General features: G+C 64.3%; 21 protein-coding genes. 15 read left to right on the forward strand and 6 right to left on the reverse strand.

Going from position 1 to position 23,084, the window contains the following annotated elements; translation table 11 throughout:
• Window positions 1-147: 147 nt before the first annotated feature.
• Entirely contained in the window at window positions 148-1,584 is a 1,437-nt protein-coding gene (locus NA3_RS21205; RefSeq protein WP_062965325.1) for a phenylacetate--CoA ligase family protein, read from the forward strand.
• Complete coding sequence (locus NA3_RS21210; RefSeq protein WP_062965417.1) at window positions 1,581-2,717, forward strand: ThiF family adenylyltransferase; 1,137 nt, start codon at window positions 1,581-1,583, stop codon at window positions 2,715-2,717. Before NA3_RS21205 ends, NA3_RS21210 begins: the two co-directional genes overlap by 4 nt.
• Before the next feature lie 23 nt (window positions 2,718-2,740).
• Here NA3_RS21210 and NA3_RS21215 read toward each other — a convergent pair whose 3' ends face one another.
• Window positions 2,741-3,481, reverse strand: a complete 741-nt coding sequence (locus NA3_RS21215; protein ID WP_062965326.1) for an MSMEG_1198 family transcriptional regulator — start codon at window positions 3,479-3,481, stop codon at window positions 2,741-2,743.
• Window positions 3,482-3,634: 153 nt separating this feature from the next.
• Here NA3_RS21215 and NA3_RS21220 point away from each other — a divergent pair, with 153 nt between their 5' ends.
• Together NA3_RS21220 and NA3_RS21225 are read left to right on the forward strand one after the other, a co-directional pair.
• Entirely contained in the window at window positions 3,635-4,051 is a 417-nt protein-coding gene (locus NA3_RS21220) for a hypothetical protein (RefSeq protein ID WP_062965327.1), read from the forward strand.
• Window positions 4,052-4,801: 750 nt separating this feature from the next.
• Window positions 4,802-5,083: a LuxR C-terminal-related transcriptional regulator gene (locus NA3_RS21225; RefSeq protein WP_084491731.1), complete on the forward strand. Its 282-nt coding sequence runs from the start codon at window positions 4,802-4,804 to the stop codon at window positions 5,081-5,083.
• 839 nt (window positions 5,084-5,922) lie between these two features.
• Here NA3_RS21225 and NA3_RS21230 read toward each other — a convergent pair.
• Together NA3_RS21230 and NA3_RS21235 are read right to left on the reverse strand one after the other, a co-directional pair.
• Complete coding sequence (locus NA3_RS21230; RefSeq protein WP_062965328.1) at window positions 5,923-6,357, reverse strand: hypothetical protein; 435 nt, start codon at window positions 6,355-6,357, stop codon at window positions 5,923-5,925.
• 149 nt (window positions 6,358-6,506) lie between these two features.
• On the reverse strand, window positions 6,507-7,712 hold the full coding sequence (locus NA3_RS21235; RefSeq protein WP_062965329.1) for a hypothetical protein: 1,206 nt from the start codon (window positions 7,710-7,712) through the stop codon (window positions 6,507-6,509).
• Between the two features lie 1,223 nt (window positions 7,713-8,935).
• On the opposite strand from NA3_RS21235, the gene NA3_RS21240 reads away from it, so the two are divergent.
• The 4 genes from NA3_RS21240 (at window position 8,936) to NA3_RS21250 (ending at window position 10,790) form a co-directional block, all read left to right on the forward strand.
• On the forward strand, window positions 8,936-9,244 hold the full coding sequence (locus NA3_RS21240) for a LuxR C-terminal-related transcriptional regulator (RefSeq protein ID WP_308189521.1): 309 nt from the start codon (window positions 8,936-8,938) through the stop codon (window positions 9,242-9,244).
• 647 nt (window positions 9,245-9,891) lie between these two features.
• Window positions 9,892-10,305, forward strand: a complete 414-nt coding sequence (locus tag NA3_RS21245; protein ID WP_062965330.1) for a hypothetical protein — start codon at window positions 9,892-9,894, stop codon at window positions 10,303-10,305.
• Between the two features lie 6 nt (window positions 10,306-10,311).
• Window positions 10,312-10,455, forward strand: a complete 144-nt coding sequence (locus tag NA3_RS37045; RefSeq protein WP_157126583.1) for a hypothetical protein — start codon at window positions 10,312-10,314, stop codon at window positions 10,453-10,455.
• Complete coding sequence (locus NA3_RS21250; protein WP_062965331.1) at window positions 10,452-10,790, forward strand: hypothetical protein; 339 nt, start codon at window positions 10,452-10,454, stop codon at window positions 10,788-10,790. Before NA3_RS37045 ends, NA3_RS21250 begins: the two co-directional genes overlap by 4 nt.
• Window positions 10,791-10,795: 5 nt before the next feature.
• Here NA3_RS21250 and NA3_RS39580 read toward each other — a convergent pair whose 3' ends face one another.
• The 3 genes from NA3_RS39580 to NA3_RS21265 are packed head-to-tail and all read right to left on the reverse strand — an operon-like array spanning window position 10,796 to window position 13,757.
• A complete protein-coding gene (locus NA3_RS39580; protein ID WP_062965332.1) occupies window positions 10,796-11,902 on the reverse strand; it encodes a DUF8320 family protein in 1,107 nt (368 codons plus the stop codon).
• Window positions 11,899-13,116 (reverse strand): sensor histidine kinase, encoded by a 1,218-nt coding sequence (locus NA3_RS21260; RefSeq protein ID WP_128145244.1) that lies wholly within the window; start codon window positions 13,114-13,116, stop codon window positions 11,899-11,901. The genes NA3_RS39580 and NA3_RS21260 overlap by 4 nt, the downstream gene beginning before the upstream one ends.
• The gene (locus NA3_RS21265; protein ID WP_084491732.1) at window positions 13,086-13,757 is read right to left on the reverse strand and encodes a response regulator; all 672 of its coding nucleotides are present in this window, start codon (window positions 13,755-13,757) and stop codon (window positions 13,086-13,088) included. The genes NA3_RS21260 and NA3_RS21265 overlap by 31 nt, the downstream gene beginning before the upstream one ends.
• 238 nt (window positions 13,758-13,995) lie before the next feature.
• On the opposite strand from NA3_RS21265, the gene NA3_RS21270 reads away from it, so the two are divergent.
• From NA3_RS21270 to NA3_RS21300, 7 genes are all read left to right on the forward strand, one after another.
• Window positions 13,996-14,394: a hypothetical protein gene (locus NA3_RS21270; RefSeq protein WP_128145245.1), complete on the forward strand. Its 399-nt coding sequence runs from the start codon at window positions 13,996-13,998 to the stop codon at window positions 14,392-14,394.
• Window positions 14,395-14,559: 165 nt separating this feature from the next.
• A complete protein-coding gene (locus tag NA3_RS21275) occupies window positions 14,560-15,021 on the forward strand; it encodes a hypothetical protein (RefSeq protein WP_128145246.1) in 462 nt (153 codons plus the stop codon).
• 533 nt (window positions 15,022-15,554) lie between these two features.
• Window positions 15,555-16,064 carry a hypothetical protein gene (locus NA3_RS21280; RefSeq protein WP_227995215.1) on the forward strand — a complete coding sequence of 170 codons (510 nt, stop codon included), beginning with the start codon at window positions 15,555-15,557 and terminating at the stop codon, window positions 16,062-16,064.
• A complete protein-coding gene (locus NA3_RS21285; protein WP_062965336.1) occupies window positions 16,061-16,399 on the forward strand; it encodes a YncE family protein in 339 nt (112 codons plus the stop codon). The genes NA3_RS21280 and NA3_RS21285 overlap by 4 nt, the downstream gene beginning before the upstream one ends.
• Before the next feature lie 913 nt (window positions 16,400-17,312).
• Window positions 17,313-21,530 (forward strand): PQQ-binding-like beta-propeller repeat protein, encoded by a 4,218-nt coding sequence (locus tag NA3_RS36190; RefSeq protein ID WP_062965337.1) that lies wholly within the window; start codon window positions 17,313-17,315, stop codon window positions 21,528-21,530.
• Window positions 21,531-21,572: 42 nt separating this feature from the next.
• Window positions 21,573-22,619, forward strand: coding sequence for a hypothetical protein (locus tag NA3_RS21295; protein WP_062965338.1), 1,047 nt, complete (start codon window positions 21,573-21,575; stop codon window positions 22,617-22,619).
• Window positions 22,620-22,637: 18 nt separating this feature from the next.
• Window positions 22,638-23,024, forward strand: coding sequence for an integrase core domain-containing protein (locus NA3_RS21300; RefSeq protein WP_167355023.1), 387 nt, complete (start codon window positions 22,638-22,640; stop codon window positions 23,022-23,024).
• The last annotated feature ends 60 nt before the right edge of the window (window positions 23,025-23,084 follow it).

Below are 23,084 nucleotides of genomic sequence, written 5' to 3' on the forward strand. Positions count from 1 at the left end.
GCGGTGCTGATTCCGCAGCTCGTTGTATGGACCTTGTACGGACTACTTCGCACCCGATACGTGCAGGTCAGACGATTTGTCCAAGGCGGCGAACAGCCACTGCCACAACAGATTGCGGTCGTCGCCGATAGGAAAGGAATCGCACGAATGTCCACATCACTGCTCGCGCCTCCTGAGCCGGTACCGGGCTTCGGCCGAGCGCTCGAGACCTTCCGGCGAGCCGCCCGGCAGGTGCCGGCCTACGCCGACTTCCTGGCCCGCCACGGCGTCGACCCGGCTGCGGTCACCACGGCCGAGCACTTCGCCGCGCTGCCGCCGGTTACCAAGGAAAACTATCTGCACCACTACCCGTTGCCCATGCTGCTCTGGCGCGGCGACGCGAGTCGGGCCGGAACCTGGTCGTGCAGTTCGGGTTCGACCGGTCGACCCACCTACTGGCCCAGAGACGCGGTGTCCCAGCGGCAGGCGGTCGAGCTCTATGGCCGGATCCTGCGCGAAAGCTTCCAAGCACATCGGCGGAAGACCCTGCTGGTGGTCGGTTTCGCCATGGGCAACTGGATCGGCGGGACCTACACCTACTCGGCGGCACTGGCATTGCGGCGGCGGGGTTTTCCGGTGTCGGTCATCGCGCCCGGGATCGAGGCCGACACCATTCTCGACAACATTGCCGCACTCGGCCCCCAATACGAGCAGGTGGTGCTGGCCGGCTACCCACCGTTCGTCAAGGATGTGCTCGATCGCGCCGACGACCGAGTGCTGGGCCAGAATCTGGGCCTGCTGCTCGCCGGTGAAAGTATCAGCGAGCAGTGGCGAGATTATGTGCTCGAACGCCTCGGCCGGCCCGGCCGCACCCGGTCGACCTGCCTGATCTACGGCACCGCCGACGCCGGCATCATGGGCCATGAAACCCGCACCACGATCGCGGCGCGGCGGGCCGCCCGAAGCGATGCGCGGCTGAACGCGGAACTGTTCGGCGTGGACGACGCCGGACCGACCTTCGTCGAATACGACTGCGACTACCGCTTCACCGAGGTCGACGCCCAGGACCGGTTCCTGTTCACCGTCGACACCGCGATTCCATTGGTGCGCTATCGGATCAACGACGTAGGCCGTGTCCTGACACCGGCTCGGCTGGCCGAGGTGCTGCAGCGCAGCGGATATCGCCTGCCGGTGGTCACCTCCACCGCATCCTGCGGTTTCCTGGCGCTGAACCGTCGCGCCGACATCGCGGCCACTTTCTATGCGGTGAAGATCTTCCCGGACAACATCCGTGCGGCACTGGAGGATCCGGCCTTCGCCGCGACGGTCACTGGCAAGTTCGTGCTCGCCACCGAGACCGACAACCGTTTCGCCCAGACGTTGATGCTCCGGGTGGAACTGCAGCCCGGTGCCCGCTGCGGCGACGGCATGGTGCGGCGGTTGCGTGAGCGTGTCGTCGCTGCGCTGGTGCGAACCAATCACGAATACGCGCGGCTGCACCAAAGCCTCGGCGCCGCCGCGGAACCCACTGTCAGCCTGCACGAGTTCGGCAGCGCCGGCTTCGGCGCCGGTATCAAACACCAGTGGATGGAGCGCGCGTCATGATCGACATCCTGCACCCCGCCCGCGACGCCGGACGCATCGCCGCACTGCTCGCCCCCGACAGCGGTTACCGGTTCGTCGACGGCTGGGACACCGCCCTACCCGAGCTGGCGAAGATCGACCGGCCCGCCCTGGCCGCGGGCACGGCCGAGGCCGAAAATGAGCTCACCCGCTACCTCGACGCGGCTCGAGCAGACTGTTCGACCGAGCGCGCCAGCCGGTACGTGGTGTATCCGTGGCGCCGGTGCGTAGTGAAACTACCGGACAGCGAACATTTCTGGCAGCTGCGCACGGCCCGCAACCGGTATCTGCTGACCCCGGACGACCAGCGACGGTGGTCGGAGGCCCTGATCGGGATCACCGGGCTCAGCGTCGGCGCCGCGGCGCTGAGTGTCTGCGCGCTCACCGGGGCGCGGCGCTTCCACCTCGCCGAGCGCGACGTGCTGGGGCCCACGAACCTCAACCGACTGCACGCCTCGGTGTGTGATCTCGGCGAGGCAAAGCTGACGCTGGCTCAGCGACGGACCCTCGAGCTCGACCCCTACACCGACATCCGCGCCTTCCCCGAGGGGTATTCCCCCGCGGGCGCTGCCGAGTTGCTCGGCGCAGCGGGCGCGCAACGGTTGACGGTGCTCATCGAGGAGATGGACGACCTGGCGATGAAGGTCGACATTCGCAGGCGGGCGAGCGAACTCGGCATTCCCGTCGTGATGGTCACCGATCACGGCGACAACGTGCTGCTCGACGTCGAGCGTTACGACCTCGAGCCCGGCTACCCGCTGTTCCATGGCGCGGCCGGAGATATCGCCGGGCTGGGCACGCGCGAGTTGGCCGATCCGAGTCGCCGCCGGGAACTCGTCACCGCGATCGTGGGCACGCAGGTAACGCCGCAGACCCGCTATTCGCTGTGTCAGGTAGGCGACACGCTGCCGTCCTGGCCGCAGCTCGGCACCGCGGTGACACTGGCCGGTGCCATCGCGGCGCTGGCGGCCCGGCTCATCGCTTGCCGGCAACCGTTGGCGTCCGGCCGCTACCGCATCGACGCCGATCGGGTGCTGCTCGGGCCGGCCGGGACGGCCTCCGGTCGGTGGAACGAGCTCGGTGAGCTGGAATTCCGCGCCCGTCTGGGGTGCTGAGGCCCGGCGGCCCGGCAACGGTGCTACGAAAAGTGTTCGGGACGTAGCACATCGCTGTGTCCGTTGCGCCGGCACCAACTCACCAGGTAGCGGGCATGCAGGCCGCACCAGCGATACACCGACCCCAGGGTCAGCGGGAGGGTGGGGTCGTGTTCGTTGCGTTGCTTTATGATCGGCCCGATGTAGGTACTGGTGACCTTGTTGGCGGTGTTCGTCCCGACCTGCGCCGCGCGGGCCAGCGACAGCGCGTCGGTGGCCCGCCCGGCGGCAATGGCACCGGCCAGCCGGGCGGCTGTCGCCCCGCGCTGGCTGTCGAACAGTTCATACAGCGGTGGCGGTCCGTCGGGCGGGGTCGCGTCCGGCAGCCTGCGTCCGATCGCCACCGCGCTGATGACATCGAGCAGAGCCGGGACCCCCGAGGATTTGGCGAAGACGCCGGCCACCTCAGGGCGCAGCCGCGCCTCATCGACCAGATCGCGTTCCATGCTGTGGCCTTGGGTGGCCAGCAGCACCGGAGCGAGGCGTTCGGCGCGCACCAGCATGTCGACGACGTCCAGGCCGTCGAAGCAGAATTCCAGTTCCGGATGATTCCAGACCAGGTCGACGATAACGACGTCGAAACGATAGGTCGAGGTGACGGCTTGCTGGACGGAAAACCGATCGACCGCGACGGTGATGGCCGATTTCGGGATCCGCTCTGCGAGCGTGGGTTCGACCATATGACCCAGCGGTGACGCTACCAGCACCCTCATCCCGCTCTGCATGCGACAGATCATCGCCGATACTCGTAAACCACGGCAAGACAAGGACTCCGGGCCGAAATCGATATCGCACTGGCGATTGCAAATAGGCGACCGACCAGGTTGTCGTGTGAAGAGCCGACTGCATTTCCGCGAGGGGGCTGCGACGCTGGCTTCATGATGACCATGGGCGAGGTGCCGCATCATACGGTCGTCGTTTCGGTTACCGCCCTGAGTCCGCTCATCCTCGCGGTGCACGCAGTGGCTGCCGACGGGGCACTCGCTCGGCGTTGGCGCTACGACAATGTGATCGACGTGGCCGTGGCGACGGTGACCGATCTCGATTCCGCTGTCGCCCAACATCGTCATCGCCGCGAGCGAACGCCGTTGGCGGCGATCGCGATCACCCGGTACCGGTCGACCGTCGACGTACTGTTCGAGCGCAGCAGCGAGCAGGCGCTCGCGTATTTCTGTGGTTCGCGCGGCACCTGTGCGACATTGGACGCTCGGCGCGAATACGCCTGGGCCTTGTTCCTCGCCGAGCACACCGCCAACTACCTCGCCGCTGTGGGCATTCATTCGAACCTGCATTGACGAACGCCACAGACGCCACAAACGCCACGAACGCAGCCGTCGCGCCGACGATCGAGGCAGCGCCGGCGGGCGCGTACCGTGTCGGCGGCAGTGGCTGCGTTCGTGCAGGGAATATTGTTGATCACCTGGTGTACGGCAACCGGTGGATCAGCTGCTGCCCAGGGCGTCGAAGAGGTCGTCGAGCACATTCCCCAACGAGCCCAATCCGATCGCGGACAAGATATTGGCAATTGCGTCCACAATTCCCCATTGGCTCGATCCCATGAACTGACTCCCGATTCCGTGTGGATAACTGCGATACACACTGTCTCAGGAAGGGGTACCGATGCGGTATCGGCTGTCCGGCCGACATGTGCGGCGTCCTGAATCAGATGTCGTTCAGGGCAGACCGTGCGCTGATTCTGGATTGGTCGGGACCGCAGAAAGTCTATTCCGATACCACGGCCAGTCTTGTTCGCGCCCGGCGCTCGCCGGTAGCTGGAACCGGTTGGTCGGTACGATCCGCTTGCCTGCTGCTCTCACCACAGGGCCACGACCAGCACCGCTGGGGTGGTTCCAGGGGTGCGAGCAAGATTTTGCCCGGCCTTCGTTCCGAGAGCCGAAATCCTGCCTGATATCGCATACCACGGGTTTACTTCCGTCCTGACATCGGTGTTCGAGTTTGTGATACTCGAATTCAGATGATGAGGACGCACAGGCGGCCCGCGATATGCGAGACCGATTCTGCTGCTCGAGGCGAAAGGACCGCTCATGCCGGCGGCAGAAGGTGCGGCGCAGAACGATGCGGCAATGGTCCATGAACTCCATGTTCCGGCGTTGAGCGCTCGGGAGCTCGAAGTCCTGCTCGCTTGGATCAGAAGCGATTCGAAAAAGGAGGTCTGCGCGCAGCTCTACATTTCCACCGGAACCGTGAACACTCATTTGGCCCGAATTCGGTGCAAGTATGAGTTGGCCGGGCGCGTCGCCTCGACGAAGGCAGCACTGCTCGCCCGCGCCCTGCAAGACGGGTATATCTCGCTCGACGAACTCTGAACCGCGCACCGGCTCGACGCCTCCGGAGGGGTAGGCGGCGGACGCCTTTTGCGGGCAGCGGTTCCCGTTCTCGTGTGGGCGATCCATCGATACCGCAAACATGAGCTCGCTGACAGCATTCCTGCCCCACAGGGACTGCCCCGAGTCTTGTTGACGCGCGGGTTTGGTTCTTCAGACCGCGCCTATGCCGTCGAGCACGTGGGCGATGCGGACGATGTGCTGGTTGTCGACGAGATGGGATTCAGAAGGAAGGAGTGAAATCTGCTGGCGTGCAACGACAATACCCAGGAACGGCGGGCCGGGTGTAGAGCTGTCAGCTCGGCGTCTTCTGCGCGTACACGACCGCCAAGGGTCGCACCCTGATCGACAGCGAGTTGTATCTGCCGAAGTTGTGGACCTCCCATCAGTGCCGGTGCCGGTGCCGGGTGCCCGAAGGGGAGGACATCGCCACGAAAAAGGTTTTGGCACAAAGGCTCTGGCCCGTGTTCGGGGTCCTGGCGTTACCGCCCGCAGGTCACCGCCGACGAGGCCTACGGCGGTTCGAAGTTCCGCGGGTGGCTCGAACGACGGTGGGTCGGATATGTGGTGGCCGCGCCCAGCAGCGGGTAGATCGTGACCCTGTCGGGCAGTTGGCGCGTCCGATCGGGTCGTCGTAGGCGCCCCGCCCGACGCAATGGGAGCGTCTGAACTGCGGCAAAGACGCGAAAGGCTCCCCGGTTGTTCGACTCGGCCGTGGCTAGGCTGCCCACCGTCAGCGAAGCCGGCGCCGGCTGGCCGCGCTGGCTTTTGGCCCGCCGGTCGCTGACCCGCACCGCGAGGGGTGAACTCGAGATCGCCTACTACCTCTGCGGCGCCCGATCGGCACCACTGACGAGGATCTCACCCGTGTCGCTGGTGCCCGCTGGTCGATCGAGGATTGTTTCCAGACCGCTAAAACCGAGGTCGCGCTCGATCAAATCACCCTGGCCCTGCTCGCCCACACCTATTGGGAAGACGTTGACGTAAGGGTTATTTGGTTCTCCGACATCCACGCCGGGCAGGGCACCTTCAGCAACCGGGCAACTCGCCGCCACACCGGGCGCGCCCTCAGCTGGCTCGACGGCGTTAGCGTTGACCCGGCCGTAGCAACTACAGCCGAGCCGGTACGCCACCGCTCCAAACGTCGCTGTCGCGATCACGCCCGCCCGAAGCGAATCGACGCTTATCCTGCAAGGCGCCCCAGCCGTGCTCAACTCGGTGAATATGCCGGTTATCTCACTGACGACGATCAACACACATTCCGCGGCGCGAAAGAACTACAGAGCCGAGACTTCCGCCGTCCGGAACGTTCGGGCGCCGGCTGGCGTGGTGCCCGGCGGTCGGTGTTTTCCGGGCTGCCGAGTCGGATAACGGTCGATCGGATGGCAGATGCCCCACAGGTGAGTCAGTACCAGGGCCCTGGGTAGCTGCCATTCGCCGTCCGTACGAGGCGGCCCTTCTCGTAGCAGACGTAATCCATTGCGAAGTCGAAGCATTTGGAGTAGTCGTTTGTGACTGTTGAGCCGTCGATTACCAGCCGCCAGTCGTTGAGAGTGTCCATCGGCAGGAGTGACCAGGAGCCTGCCAGCTTCCGGTTGGTTTCGATATCGACGACGGAATTGCCGTCCTTTTGGCTTCGGAGGTAGAGGTATCTTCCGGCGAGGAAGGCGGCGTCCACGTTCAGTCCCTGCGCATCGGCACCTGTCTTGTCGACCAGGAACCTGTGCGTTGCCAGGTTGTAGACCCGCAGCAATGCGGCAGGGACGCCGCTTCCGTAGATCAGCACGTTGTCGCCGTCCATGCTGGTGGCGGTAACGAATCCGCCGTCGGCGAGCGGACCTGCGAGTTGATTGGTGCGGCTGTCGAAGTACCAGATGCTGGCGTCGGGGTAGTTGTTGTGCTGGAGCAGGAAACCGTCTCGCAGGCCTTGGGGAATGTTCTCCATTACGTGGCCGCTCGATTCGCGGATCAGATCACCCCCGTCGAAGTGGCCGATGTCGCGTCCAGTTTCCGCGCTGAGGAAACTGACTCCCTGGCCGGTTCGATGCGCGATGGCGTCGTTGCTGACGTAGTCGGGACGAAAATCGTTCTGCCACTTCAGGGCCAGTGTTCGATTATCGAACATCATCGCCAGACCCGAGCCGGTGACGAGCAGGCCGGCTTTCGTCGGGTAGAGCTTGTCCAGCTGCCGGGCGTTTATCGTGCCTGCGGGCCATGGCACCTGTGCCGTGGGCGAGGTGGCGCCTGGGGTGAAGGAGGTGATGGATGATTCGGTCTTCTCGGCTGTCAGGCCCGATGCCGGTGTGCGTATCGTCGTCAGGTAGACGACGCGGATGTCCTTGCCCGAGCCAGCGATAGCGCAGAAATAGTCGATCAGCTCGGCGCCAGCGGGGACCGGCGGCGCGGGCAGGCCGACGAACCGTCCAGCAGCGGTGTCGAATACCGATGCGGTCTGTACCTTGGTTTCCTCGATGCCGGTGCAGTTGACCGAGACGGTATCGATACTCCGCCGAAGATCACCGTTTTCCGGGAGCCGGACGTCGGTCCGAATGGGAGGCGGCGTCGAGGTTTCGGACGGGGACGTGATTTGCGGCGGCGGCGTAGTTGTCATTGTACTGCTGTGGTTTTCGGTAGAGCAGGCAGTCAGTGTCGCGGCCAGGAGCAAGGCTATAACGTAGTACGTGCGCACGAAAGTCTCCGGGATGAGTCGAACAGGTCATGGTTGGCGTACGATGCGTCGCTGGAACTTCGGACATCGCGCCCTATTTCGATCTACGGCGGGATATGGCCCGGGCTCTCGCCGAATACATGTGCAACGTCGGCCTCTTCTGTGCCTATCGGCATGCGCGTCCTCCGACGATGTCCCATCGGCAACAACAACTTAGGACGAAGGATGATTATCCTGGACTCGGTCGGGGGTGTCATTCGTTCAAAGGACCGACAACCGACGGCGTATCCGAATACCCACTCTGCTGACTTCATGGCCGCGCCACCCGCCTCACCGGTGGTGGAAACGGTGATGTGTTCGACGCCGTGCGTTGCCGGTGGGGCGGAGGGGATTGCTGCAGTCGCTGCGGGACCGAGCGGGGGCTGGGGCATCCGACTGAGGTGTGTGCCGGGCGGTGCCTTGGGCGGAACGTACTGCAAGACAGGCCGAAGGACATGGCCGGCATACAGCCGATCTGTGCTGCGTCGGCGCCCTCGTCATTCTTCAGAGTCGCCACGACTGTGTTGCCGCCCCTTGGCGACGTCGCTGTCGTTCCCTAGTCGGCGAGGCGATCCTCGATCGCCTGACGTACCTGCTCGAGTTCCGCGGTCGGTAGCAGCGGTGCCGTCCGGGCAGACATAGGCGCGAAATGATGCGGGCTGTGCAACCCGGGTATCGGCTGGTGCGGTACGCGCTGTGATGGTGTCACGTTTCGGATCCGCACGCCGCGAGGGCGACCGCGGTTCCAATGACGCTGACGGCGATACGAAATTTCCTTTCCGCGCAGTTCTACCGGGCCATGGCCGGTCAGCGGTGCATTCGAATCCGACTTTCCGCGCCATTGTCGGTTCGGGAATCGGTCGAGCACGGGACTGCACCAACCTGACCGGCCTGTTACAGCGGGCTGCTAGGGATGCGCTGCCGACCCGATGGGACTCGAGCCCAACACAAGTCGGGCGCCGGGACCCTCAGACGGACACAGTTCGTTTGACAAGCGAACGGTGGCAGCAGTTTTGGGTTCAACCAACTGGAATCTCCCAGGTTCGGCAGCAACTGAGTAGCGTTCACGGAACGCGTCGTCGGCGGGGACCGACTGCGCTTCGGCTTCTTCAGAACAGGAAGACACCGTGTCCGAAACTCAACCGGTCCATGCTCATCCGGTCAACGCCCACACAATTGTCCGCTCGGCGCCGCTGTCAGATGAGCGGCCGTCTCCGTCGCTGAGCAGCAGGGAAATCGAAGTTCTCCTGGCGTGGATTCTCAGCGACACCAAAAGCGACGTGGGCCGGCGGCTGTTCATCGCGCCGGGGACAGTCAACACTCATATCGGTCGGATTCGGGAGAAGTACAGTCGCGCTGGTCGGCCGGCGGCGACCAAGGCTGCGCTGCTGGCACGCGCCCTCCAGGACGGCTACATATCCCTTGACGACATCTGATACCCGCTGCGGCGCTATGGGCGATGGACGTCGTTTGGTATCGCCCTGCCGGATAGCAGGCAGCGACACCGGACTAGTCGACCTGGAGGGTTCGGTGCACGACAGATCGAAGTCACCGCTGACACTGCGCTGGTATCCGTTGTGAAAACCGAGCTCGTATTGGGTGAGGAAGCCTGCTCACATGATTTTTCGGCCACGCTCTGCAGGACAGGATCGCTTTGTCGGAACGCAGTGCCGAGCACGCGGGCAACACGGACGACGCGTCGGCGCTCACGGCGATCGCAACGCCCGCTCGCCTGATGCGCGACCGTGATTTGTTGATCCGACATAGATTCATGTGCACTCCTAAAGCCTGTTCAGCGGAGCGTTTGGACCCCTCGGTGGAGAAGGCCGTCGCCCGACAGCCGGTATAGGGGGTGGTGCTGCAATTGTTACCCGCCGATCCGGACGGAAGTCGCTCGAATCGCGGAAAGCTATCCAGATGACCGCTTGCCCAAATGATTTCAGCTGTTCGACCGACGGTTGAACGATGAAACAGATGCGATGCTTAGGGGCATCGGCATGCTGCCGGGCCGTACGCGATCGGGCAACGCTGAAAACGCGATGTACGCCCGCTGTGACGGCGCTTATCGAAGGGAACAACACCAATGGCCAAGCGGCACAAGTATGCAGACGCAAACCTCGCGGTCGACAGCGCACTGTCGTCTCAGCGGATTGCCGAATTGAGCAAGTACGTCAGCGAGAACGTCAAGTCCGGGGTTACGGGTGTCCGATTCGAGGGCGCGGGTCCGGGGCGAACCAACTTCTCTGTGCGCGGGTGGGGCAACCATGTCGAGTACCTGACCTTTCACGTGCGGATCAGTGACGCCCCGCACGGTGCGACCGTGCGGACGAGGATCGACTCGTACAAGACCACGCAGCAGACGTACATGATGATCCCGATATCGCCGAAATCCATGTCGGGCTACAGCCTGTACAAGCGTTTCATGCTCGCGCTCGCGGACGCGATTCGCGCGGAGGACCCCGCAGCCACCGTCGCCGTCACCGAGCGGGTGCAGTAGGCAGCGATGGAAACCCTGATTGTTCTGGCCATCGTCGCGGCAATCCTCTGGTCCTCGTGGCGGTTCTGGTCGAGCGGAAAGTACAAGGCGGACAGGCCGGACCCGGATTTGACGCAATTTCGGCCCGACACCTCCACGGAGGAAGAATGAGCGGGGCAGGGGCGACACCGCCCGAAGACGTGATCTTCGAGCTTTGCCCCTTCCATCTTGCCCGTGCCGCCTTCTTCGTGAGTGTGCTTCCGGTGTTCTACAAGCTGGCTATCGAAGGAGTCACTGTCACAACGGAATACGATCTATCGAACGGTCATGTGTCGACGTCGGACAACTTGGCGTCCCAGCTCGGTGGCGTGGCGGTCTGGATCGTCCTCGCCGTGGCAGCCGGTATATCGGAGTGGTACCTCCGGTCGAAATCCGTCGAGTGGCCCGCTGCGGCGCGAGAGATGCTCGTTCGTTTCCGCCTGGCCTCTACGCCGAAAAGCGACTGACACACTCAGGGGTGCGGTAGCCGGCGGCGCCCTGCTTGCGACGGCAAGACGACATCGTTCGTCGTTCGTCCGGCGGATGTCGGCAGCACTGGCTCGGCCGCGGCGTCGAGTTCGATTCGGCGGATGCCTGTTTGCGGATCGTTGATCACTATCGTGGCCGATATCGGCCGGTTCGGCGGCAGGATGCGGATGTGGGCGCTGCCGGCGTCGGTTCGGTCGAGTTCGGTAGCGATGGTGGACAGTAGGTGGTGATGGGCACTCGGGTTCATGTGGTCCAGGCCGTGGTCATCGACAAGGATGACATCGACTCCACGCCGCCGAGCAGACTGAGCGGCAGTGGTCACCGGCTCGGCGGCCAGCATGGGCGCGCGGAGGGTGTCGCGCAGGTGCGCCTCGACCAGGCGGCAATCGTTGCGCAGCGCAGCGTCGAGAGGCGCGGGGCCGGCAATAGTTTGCAGGATCGGACGCACCATCCGGTCCAGTCGTTGGGTTTGTGCGCGGCGCTCGTCCAAGGCGGCTGCTGCGGCAGCTTCCGAGCCTGCTTGACGAGTGGATTCTTCGCGTAGTTGGAAAATCGTGCGCGCGGCCGGGCGCAGGGTGTAGGCGAAAAACGTCGACATCGCCAAGGGGCCGAGGTTGATCGCCGAGATGGCGATACCGTGGGTGGGGCCCTGGCCGGTGGTTGCTGTCCACGCCGTGGCGACCGCGATCATCGACAGGAGTCCGGCCCACGCGGCGCCGGTCCGTCCGCGTACGCACATGAATGTAGCGGTCACCGTGCATGCGCCGAATACCCACATCTGGGCAACGGACACCGGTGGCACGGGCAGATTGAACAGCGTCATCGCTGTGGACGCCGGCATCGACGAGACCAACGCGATGGTGGTGAACGCGGGTAGTGGATCCAGTCTGACCTTCAGCAGCGCAACCGTTGCGGCCACCGCGATTGCGAGCGCGACGCATATCGGCCACACGTGGTGGACGTGTTGCGCGGAACTGAAGGCAAGTGCCGCTTCGGAGCAGAGGTAGAAGGCCGCGAGCAGCCAGGCTGCGCGTGTATTCATGCCGAGCAACGCGCGGACATCCCGGAGCGCGGCCGGTAACGCGCTCATCCGCCGATCTCCCGCCAGGACATGTGGATGGTCGTACTGGCACCGGGGCTGGTCAAGACCTCGACAGAGCCGCCGGACAACTGGTGGACCCGTTCGACGATACTGACCGTGACGCCGAGCCGGTGTGGCGCGATTCGTGTGATGTCGAATCCGACGCCGTCGTCTGTGACCGTGATGTCGATGTGTGAATTGCCTAGCGCGACACTGACTTTGCATACCGCGTCTGCGCCGGCGTGTAGCGCACTGTTGCGGACGGCTTCGCTGACTGCCGCTCCCAGGACGTGCACCGGCTCAGCGGGATACGTCGCATCGACGGGGCTGTCGGCGGCGAGTTCGACCGCCAGCCGTTCGTCGACATCGGCGACGGCGGTTCGAAGATGAGCTGCCACCGCGGCTGCTGTGTAGGTGCCGGAGCCTTCGGATTCGACGTCGTCCAGTTTCGCGATAGCGAGTTCGGCCTGATGGCGTACCTCGCTGCGATGGGTACCGCGTGCGGCCGCGAGGAGGGTCGACATGGCCCAGTCGTGCAGCAGTGCGTTGAAACGGGCGCGCTGGACGGTGCGTGCGGTTGCCGCGGCGGCCGCGGCGGCGGCCTCGTGGGCTTCGGCCCGGGTTGCATCCAGGAGGCGGCCGGTGCGCATGGCCATGAGTGCCGCGCTGACGTAGAGAAGGCAAAAGCTGGTGGAAAACATCATGTCCGGGATGAGCACGCCGTTGTGGCCGGGGGCCCGGCAGAAGTGATTGATCAGCTGTACCGGCACGATCGCGGACGCCAAAGCCAGCAGAGTCCACATCGGTCGCCAGACCACCGCCGCGGCCAACCCGGCCAGGCCCGGGATCGTCGAGATCCAGGCGTCGCCTTGCAGTAGTTCGCCGTTCCAGGCCAGCGGCCAGGACAGTGCGGCCGCAATGAAGCCGAGGGCGCTGCCCGCGGCGGCGCGGCGGATCCAGCCGATGTCGCGGTGAAAAGACATCGCACCCAGTACAACTGGGGGACCGTAGACGGCCGCTACCGCGAATACCGTCCACCAGGGCGCCACGAGCTTCGCCTGACTCGTCATCGTCGGTGCCATCAACACCATGTAGAAGAGGTAGCCGGAGGAGATGAAGCGGGCGAACAGTCGCGTGATGCGCACTTCGGCGGCACCCTCGCCGGTCCCGGCCGACGCCGGTTCGGAGACGGTCATCGGCGTCGTCGCGGTATAGGTAGCCACCCGTCCTCCAACGCGCGTTTGAACAGCTCGGTTTTGGTCCGTGAGGGCCGCCCGGCCTCGGCGTATTTCTGACGGATACGTCCCAGGTAGGCGTTGACGGTGTCTTCGGTCAGGTCGGTGAGCTTCGCTACCCGCGCAGCGGGTTCACCGGACGCATACAGCGCCAGCACTTCTCGCTGCCGGGGGCTGAGATTCACGACCGCGAATTCGTCGTCGGAATCGATCGCCGCCGCCCAATCGGTGGTCGGAACCTGCTTGCCGGCTGCAGCGTCACGTACGGCGGCCGCGACGATATCGTCACGCTCGGATTTGCGCACCACTCCGAGGACGCCGGCTCGCGCGGCCGCACGAACCAGGAAGGGTTCGTCGCCGGAGGTGAAAACCAGCGTTTCGATGCCGGCCGACCGCAATCGTTCGATATTGGCCGCCGGCGACGAACCATCCGGTAGCCGAAGATCGAGTACAACCAGATCCAGTTCGGCGGTTATGCCGAGTAGATCAGGCACCGACGCAGCGGCCGCGACGATAGCGATCGACGGCTCGCCGGCCAGTACCTGCCGCAACCCAGCCACCGTCACCTGGTGATCTTCAACGATTCCGATCCGATGCGGACTGGCCGCCTCCGAGTTCTCGGGCAACATTCCCCCCTTTTTTCGACGTGACGATGTGGTTATGCGGCCCCGTCGGCCGACTTTTCATCTCTGGCAAGAGTGGATGATGGTTGGCGGTCACCGGAAAGGGGTAAGACCACCAGTCAGCGGATCCATCGATTGTGGGCACTCGACCAGTTGTCATTCGAAGGCTCGACTGATTTGTTCGCCCGGAACTACCAGACTGGAGCCCATTGATGCCGTGCGTGCGAGACAGTGAGGAGGCGTGGTGAACCCCTCCGTTGCACCTGGTGGCGTCCCCGTGGTGACGGTGGATGTCGGGGACCTCGCGGAGCTGATCCTCGCAGTGCACGATGTGGCCACCGATATTCCTCGCCGCTTCCGCCGCCAGCATGACAATGTCATCGACATCGTGGCCGCCACCGTTAGCGACATACGCCCCGAAATCGCGCAGCGCCGTTACCGTCTCGACAAGCCTCCGACAGCAGCATTCGCGGTCCAGCAGCGCGGGCTGAAGGTGGATGTCATCGTCGAACGCGACGACGGGATCGCCCACGCGAGCTTCCACACCCGCACGACCGGGTCCGAAACCCGCTGGCCTGCAAGGCTTGCCGAATACACACACCACACCTTGCTGGCTCACAACATTACTGCCACACTCGCGTAAGCCCGAGCCGCTCGCGCTGCCAGCTTTGCAGTCGTGCCCGCCCGGCTCCTTGTGGCGAATGTCGGTCGAACAGCCGATGTCGCCGGGTCGTGTGTCGAGCCCACAATGATCCGACATTATGGCACCGGACAGGAGGAAGTGGTGGGGAACTCTAGCTCTAACAGAGTGTCCGGCAACAAGTTCGGCTCTGGCGATGTTCATATCGATCAGAGCGTCAAGCAGACCATCAAGAAGCGCAGGATGATCTTCGGTGGTGCTGGCGTGGTTGCCGTAGCTGTCGTCGCTGGAAGCATCTTCGCAACCACGCACAGCTCGACCAGTTCGACCACGATCGACGCTTCCACACTCGAAGGCACCTGGACTGCCTCGGATGGATCCGGCGAGAAGGTTTTTCGTGGCAGTGGCCAGCAGTGCCGGGGGTTCTTCTACTCCGACAGCAAGCCGCTCGATATCGGCGGTCCCATGGAGTGCGACTTGTCGCAGAAGCCCGACGCGCAACAACAGTACACACTCTTGGTTACTCAGAGCGAAAATCATGGTCGCTACAAGATCAAGTTCGAGGACCGGGACCACGCGAGTGTCTACGACCTGTCCGGAACGCAGCTGTATCAGCTGGCTCGGCTCTAACTCAGAGCTCGAGAGCCGACGATATGGCACGAAATGCCGTAGGAGGGAAACGGTTCGAGGATCCGTTGTGCCTCCGCGGTGACCGTCGCAGGAGTGCCGATATTGGCCGGCTGCGGCAGATCGGATTCCGGGACGCCCACACCATCGAGCTCACATCCAGTGGCGGATGCCAGCTCTGGCTGCCGCTTCGCCACGGTCGATGAGATTTCTCAGGCATCGGGGGAGAAGCTCACAGAAACACAGGACAGAGGACCCGTTGCGTACGCTGAGCCCGACACGGAGGCGATGGCCGAGATGCCGCTCAGCGGAAGCTGAACCGCCCGTGTAGTGCGGGTCGGCGGGGCCGTCTACCGCGCCTCCTCGCTCAGGCCGTCAGCGAACCCGACGACTTGCCCCAGCGTTGCAACGACCGGTGGAGACCGCCGGCCCGTTGAATAGCTCACGTTCCATGTCGGTCGTCTGGAGGATATTCGTCGGGGGAATTTGATGGAATCCTTTATGGCAGAACATATTTAGGCTTACATGGAGGTGGCATGTCGATTGCTCGGAAGTCTGGCGGATACATGGCGATGATCGCGGCGCTCACGTTCGCTGCGGTCGGAGCCGCGGCCGACGCGGAAGCGGCGCCGTCGACTGGCAGCTCTTCCGGCAGTGGCCTCATCGATACCGGCAGCGCCGGAACGGGGAGTTTTGCCGGAGGCAGCGCGGCGGGGGGATCCGGGTCGGCGTCGCCTCGTACTCAACTGTGCAATGCATCGACCGAATCCGGCGGTGCGGGAGTCACCGACACCATCCACGAACTTGGCAAGGCCGGTCCCATCTCCTTCGTCCTGAGTTACGAGACCAAGAACATCCCGGACCAGATTCAGGTGTTCTACGAGGGATCGCAGGTGTACAACACCGGCTACGTCGGCGACAACATCAACGAGGGCACTGGTTCCGCGCTGGTGACTCTGCCGCCGGGCACTGCGACCTCCATCCTTGTGCGGGTGACCGGTCCGGACGCCACCGAATGGAGTTACACGGTGCACTGTCCCGCGTGATCTCGGAAGCCGCAGGCATTGCCGTGGATCCATCTACACACACCGTCTACGCCACCGAGGGGCAGGCAGACGCGGTGGCAGCAGTCGACGGTCCGCAGCAGGCCAAGGTTCCCGTGGGGTCCGGACCGGGCGGCGTGGCAGTCGACCCTTCGACACACACTGTCTTCGTCGCCAACCTCAAAGACGGCACCGTATCCGTGGTCAACGGCGCCACGGAATCAACGATCGCGACGATCACGGTGGGGGAAAGGCCGTACCGCGCGGCCGTGGACGCGAGGTCACATACCGCGTACGTTTCGACCGCGGCTGGCATCAAGGCACTAACGCCGGCATAGTCGCGCCCCGGCCCCCACGGGAACAGCTGGCCCTTACCGGCTCACAACCTGGCCGTGACGAGACCTGACAGGATGGATAGCTGATGACACCGGCGGATCAGCGCCAGATCCCACCGTTGAGGCAAATCCGTGTCGCGAACGAAATCCCTTGTGCGAAATACACATACGTGCTCGTGGAAATGCTTCGCTGAAAGCGATCCTCGCTGTATTCATTGTGGCCGGCTCGCTTGTCCCCATGGTGGCCTGCTCGAATTCCGAATCCGGAACCGAGCAGCACAGGCCGAGGGGAACAGTGTCCTCCTCTCTCGCCGCCATCGGGCAAAACCTTTGCCAAGCAAGCGGATATACCTTCGAGAACACCCGCGGCACGACGCCGTGCGAGATCATGACCGAGGCGTGGATCAACTACCGCCTCGACTCACCGACCGGCGGTCCGCGCACGGTAACTCTCGAGAACGGCACAACTGCCTTCTGCACTGACACCACGCGAGCCGCCGGCGGTGTCAAGGGCACGTGCGAGTACAACGGATCGGAATTCCGGGCCCGGTTGTAGCCGCGGCCATCGACAGCGGACCGGAGAGTACCCGGTCCGGTTTTGCCTCCACGGCCGACAGAATAACAACTGTCGGTACTTGATGTGCATGTCTATTCTGTTGTCGCTCAATGGGTTTACTCTTCGACATGAGGTCGGGAGCGATCACGTTCGGCGGTCCTGTGTGCGGATCGGGACGTCATCATATGCGGATGTCGTGTGAATAGATGATGGTGTCGGCGCGGGCTGGTGCCGACAATGATCGGACGATTCGTGTACCCGGATGTATCAGGCCGGTCGGCAGTCGTGATCCGGACGCGCCGTGGTGCCGCCGATGCGTTGCCTGGCGTCGATGCGTGATTCGGCGGAGAGGGGAAAGATATGACGAGCCGCCCGCCACTGCTCTCGCTGCGGCCGTATCACCTGGCGCGATTCGGTCTCGCGCTGGCTGTGGTGCTGTTACTGGTCGATCCGAATTTCGGGTGGCTGATCGTCGCCGGCGCTTGCGCGGGCCTGGAATGGCAGACCCGCACGAAGCGGGTCGAGTGGACGCCCAGCGTACAGAGTTTCCTGATTCGCCACCGCATGGCGCCGGATCCGCAGACGGCCTTCGTCACGGTCGCGGTTTCGCCGGCACCACCTTCGCGTGATCGGGGTGGCGCGACAGGGCTCGTAGTACCTTTCGCGCCGTTGTCGTTCGGCGACATCCTCACCGGCTCATTTCGCGCAATCCGCCGATATTGGCCGGCCTTGATCGGCTTCACGCTGACGCTGATGGTGGCGGCACTGGTCGCGTTCTCCGTGCTGGCCAGGGTCGTGTTCACGGTGGCTGTGGATACCGGCGACGACAGTTCGATCAGCGGATTCCTCGCACATCTGATGCTGGGGTTGGTCTTCTTGGCGGTGGTGTTGTGCGCCATCGGAATTCCGGTGGACGCGATGGTGAATGCGGTGTGTGTGATCACCGCCGATCGGGCTGTTCGCGGTGAGAGGGTGCGGCTGTCCGAGGTCGTCGGCGCTGCGCGGCGTCGGTTCTGGCCGTTGTGCAGGCTGATGGTGGTGTTCTACACCGTCTTCCTGGTGGCCCCATGGTTGGTCGAAATCGCCGCATTTCTGGTGGCGGGGTTCGGTACCGGCATGGCCGCGTTGCCGTTCGTCTTCATCGCCATATATGTGCTCGGCATCGTGTTCAGCCTCGCACCGGTCGTGATGACGCTCGAGGGAACCGGGGTCGTCGAGTCGCTGTCCCGCTCGGCGGCGCTGGTCAAGCCCGCCTTTTTGCGGGTCGTCGGACTGCAGTTGCTGTGGTCGGTACTGGTGGTGGGTGCGCTGATGTTGTCGGGACTGCCGTTCGGTCTGATCAGTCTGCTGGTCCCCTCCGACGCGGTCGTCACGGTCTTCGTGCCCTTCTATCTGACGATCGCCGTGGTCGTCGCATTTCCGCTGTTCCGGGCCGTGCAAACACTGATCTACACGGACTTGCGTCTCCGTTCCGGAACGTACGGAGGCGAAAGTGACTGGCGCTCAGGCAAAGACGGCATCGGCGAACACCCAGTGACCGGTGACGACGGTATCAGTACCTCGAATGCGATTGTCACCCTTCGGCCCTACCATGTGTGCCGGATAGTTGCGGCCTTCGCGCTTTTCCAGTTCTTTTTCGACCTGCCCGGCATCCCGTGGCTGATCATCGTTGCCGGCTGCGTGGCGGGCGAATGGTTCATCCGGTCCCGCGGTCTTTCCTGGGGGCCCGAGATCGGCGCCACGCTCGCGGCGCTCAGGCTCTACCCAAGCGGTACAGCACAACCCGACCAGGCGACACATGACGAGCCGCCGCAGCCGGACCGCGATCCAGCGAACGACCCGAAGCCACCGGCGGCCGAGGCCGCCGACCCGCCCGGCGCCCCGGAACCGGAGGGTGTGAACACAATCCGACTCGGCGAACCCCTGTTTTCGGCACCGCCGGCGGCTGCCGATCCGGAACGCCGCGTTGTGCTGCCGACAATGGCCGCCGAGCCGGAATACGGATTCCCGTTGCCGCCGCGACCAGCCCCACCTCGGCAGGGGGCTGTGGTACCGACACCGTCTGCCCAGTCGGGGAATGGGCCTGTGGCGCTGACGCCGTCCACCCGGTCGGGGGATGCGGCTATGGCGCCGGCACCATCCGCCGAGCCGGAGAATGAAACTCCGCCCCCGGCATCCACCGAGGCCAATTGCGAGAATGCGGCGCCGCCGCGATCCACCGACCCGGAGCACGGACTGTCGGTGGCGACTTCGTTTACGCCGCAACTGCCGCCGCCCCCGGAGCGGGCCGCCTCGCCGTCGGACCAGCTGCCGCTGCCACAGGAAACCATCGGCCGTTCCGGCCGCGGGCGCCTACCCAGCGTGAGGCTCACAGCCCTGATTCTCGCCATTCTTCTCGTCGTTGGGGGTGCGGCGATCTGGTGGGCCACTCGCGACGACACCACCGTGGCAATGCCCCCGTCGAACGGGCAGCTGCGCTCCACATTCCCGGACAAACCCACACCCGCCTGGACAGTGCACGCCTCCGACGTCTTCGGTCAGGCCCGTTTCGCCGCACCCGTTCCCTCCGTGAGCAACGCTCCCGGTTTTATCGACCTCGGTGACATTCTCATCACCACCGCGTATAAGCCGAGGACCGACGGCGGCGCCGATCTCGTCGCCGTCGATTCCGCGAGCGGAGCGATCAAATGGACCACGCATGCGGGATTCGGCGTCTCGTGCGCCGCACAGACCCTCGGCGGGTTGCTTCCCTGTGCGGAAACACACGGGATGGGTCCCGACCACGTCGACGAAGTCATCTTCGTGAAGATATCGAACGGGACGATCGACCATCGGCTGCCCGCCGACGATGTTCAGCGCATCGCGGTCGTCGGAAACGACATCGTCACCGCCGGCCACCATGGAATTTCGCGCGGTACTGCCACCGATCTCACACGGCGATGGACCACGGCGTGGGTGCCGCGGGGCAGCTGCCCAGGGTCGGGCGACATCGAATACTTCGGCGCGACAGACGAATTCGCCTACTACGGTGACGATACTGGCGCTCTGGTCGTCCGCTCCTCGGACGGCCGACGTGTGATCGACAGCGAAGCCCTGCAACCGGTCGTCTATCCCGGCCACGGACTCGTGGCCCAAACCTGCGCGGCGGGCGATCCCGCCAGCCGCCAGACCGTCGTACTCGACGACACGGGCGCGCTGTTGCGAACCCACCCCGGCGGCGGACGGTATGCGAGCCCACTCGTTCTCGCCGATCAGCCAGATCGGTACATCGTCGACGGTGCCGCCTACAATTTTCGTGCCGGAGTGCAAGCTTGGTCGCACGGCAGCGGTGTGGCTGACATCATCGACGACACCGTGTTGATGGTGCTGTCCGACCGGATGTCGGCGATCGACTTCACCACCGGTAACGCACGGTGGACAACCGAGTTCGAACCGGTTCACTCCTACACAGCACCGTTCCGGTGGATCACCGATCGGCAACGGGTTCTGTTCACCATCGATGACACCGTGCGAGCGGTGAACCTCCACACCGGCGCCACCGACTGGACGCTGCCGATCGGCGATGGCGATCCGGTAGCGGCCGGTACGGGATTCGCCGTCGCATCCGCGGACGCGATCACCTTCTACGGCCCGACCGGTGGCGCTGCCGGCGAGACCGCAAACGGCAAGGACGCCAACGATTCCGGCGTCGGCGGCACCCGTCTGGTAACCAAATGCGGTAACCCACCCGAGATGACACCGGTGAACTACCGAACCGACTCCGGCGGACTCGTGGTGCGGATGGAGCTGCGCGCGAAATGCCCGGGCGGCGATATTCTTTCGACCGACGGCCTTCGAATTACAGTCTCCGAGCGCGGACGTGCCGTAGCCGGCGGTGTTTTCGACTTCTCCGGCTCGCCGCTGTATCTGCCCGCGCCCGCTGGGGGAGGTGCACGCTCCGGGCTGGTTGAGCACGAGTTCAGGTTCCCGTTGGGGACGTTTTGGCGGTTGCCGAATTCGATCGGAGGACAATCCGATCCGAGTGCGCAGTCGGCCGGCGGCGACAAGACCCAACTCATCGATTGCGTCGACACCGGAACCAGCCGCGGACCCAGCCAGGGCGAATATCGAGATACAGCCGGTTCCGGCGCACCCAGCGCGGCAACCCGACCCGCGACGCCCGCCTCACTCGATCCGGAGATCGCCGCATTGGACGCACTACGGGCGCAGGCGGACGCCGACCGCCCCTCGGTGCAGAAGGATCTGGCCGATCGCTGGGTGCCCCAACTATCTTCCAAGCGTGAGGGTTTGGTCGCGCCCGACGTCGACGGACATGTCGTTACCTGGTCTGCGACAGAAATTCTCCAGCAGCATCTGCGACTGCGACTTCAATATCCGGAAGTGCGGCTCGTCTGGAGCGACGAATGGCGCACCTACGATCAGCCCGGATGGTGGGTGACCATCGCCGGCGTCACGTTCCCCGACCCCGACGGTGCTAACGGCTGGTGCGACGGACACGGCATCGCGGTGAACGAATGCTTCGCCAAACTCGTCAGCAATACCCGTGACTCCGCGGGAACTACCAAGTATCGGAAATAGGTTGGAGCTTTTCGTAGAAAGGCCGCGATCTCAGTGGCGCAGATGGACAAGCTGCTCGACCGGATTGGCTGGGCCGCAGGCAATGGTCGCTTTCGGATGCGTGTGTGGGCAACATTCGCACCGCTGATCGTCGTGGCTGCGACGCTCGGTGGATGCGGCAGCGCGCCAGAGAACGGCATCGCCGACCACGGAGCTACGACGTTGTCTCACGCCGCCACCGGCTCGAGTCCCGGGGTTGTGCAGGCCGATCCAGATTCCTATCGTGCCGATTCGGGTGGCGTGGACGGCTATTACTTCACCAGTCCGAGCGGGCTGTGGCGCTGCGCGATCATTCCCGGGGGTGACAACCCGCAGGCCGGGTGCCAGCCGTCGACGAACACTCGGCCCGACATGGGAGTGGCCGGTGCCCCCACAGTGGAAGACCAGTTCACCCACGGAGAGGCACGACCCAACGCGATTCTGGTGGACCGGAGCAGCGGACCACGGTTCGACCATCTGGGGCAAGCAATCTTCTGGCTCACACCGGGGGAGGCGCAGATGCTGCCCTACAACAGTCCGCTGACAGCAGGGGGCTTCACATGCAACACCCAAGAGACCGGCGTGTCCTGTCGCGATGACCAATCGGGCCGAGGCTTCACATTTTCCACCGCAGGGTTCTCGATGCGCTACAGCGATGTCGAAGCCCGCGCGGGAACCCTCAGCCCCCCGGCCGCGCAGGCGCCGGAACCTCCGGCAGACGGAACGAACTGTGGTGCACGCGGTTACCGCTTCGAGAACATCCACGGCTCGACGCCCTGCGATTTCATGATCGAAGTGTGGAGTCGCTATCGCACCGATGCACCAGCAGGTGGGGCCCATACTGTCGAAGGTCTTGCCGGCGGCTCAATCGCATTCTGCTCCGACGCCCCGGACGCCCCCGGCTCGGCCGGAACCTGCGGATACGGAGGATGGGGATTCAGAGCACTCGGTCAGCCCGGACGACCGGAAGCTTCCGCCTCTGATCGGGCCGGAGCTCTCAACTTCCGTGACGCCTCGTGCACACCCCGGTTCGTCCTGGACACCGACGGCGTATGCCATCTCGGACAATAGCGGCGCGGCGATGCGCTGTTGCGGCATGTCCGGACCAGGGTTCGGTCACCTCAGACGAACGGTGTGGTCGAGAGGTTTTTCGGCACCTTGAAGTATGAACACCTGTTCCGTGGCGTCATCGCCGACGGCGATGCCCTGGATATCGAGGTCCATCGATTCCGGGTCGTTTACGACACGATCAGGCCGCACCAGGCGATCGACGACCGAGTGCCAGCGTGGCCTTCACTGATCGTGACCCGGGGAAAAGCGCTCGATAGGCGGCGTTACAGGACAGTGGAATCAATGGCCCATAATAATCTCGATTCGGTCCCATTCCCGGTGGCCGCAATGCCATGGCCGATTGCCGTGGAGCTCGGCGATGGCAAATCCGTTGCGCTGGCGTGGATGTGGCCCCACCCTCCGTAGTGCATCAGCACGGACACTGACGTGGAACGAATACGGTGGTGGAGGCCCGCCGTGTCCATT

It is taken from the genome of Nocardia africana NBRC 100379 (assembly GCF_001612635.1).
Classification (GTDB): Bacteria; Actinomycetota; Actinomycetes; order Mycobacteriales; family Mycobacteriaceae; genus Nocardia; species Nocardia africana.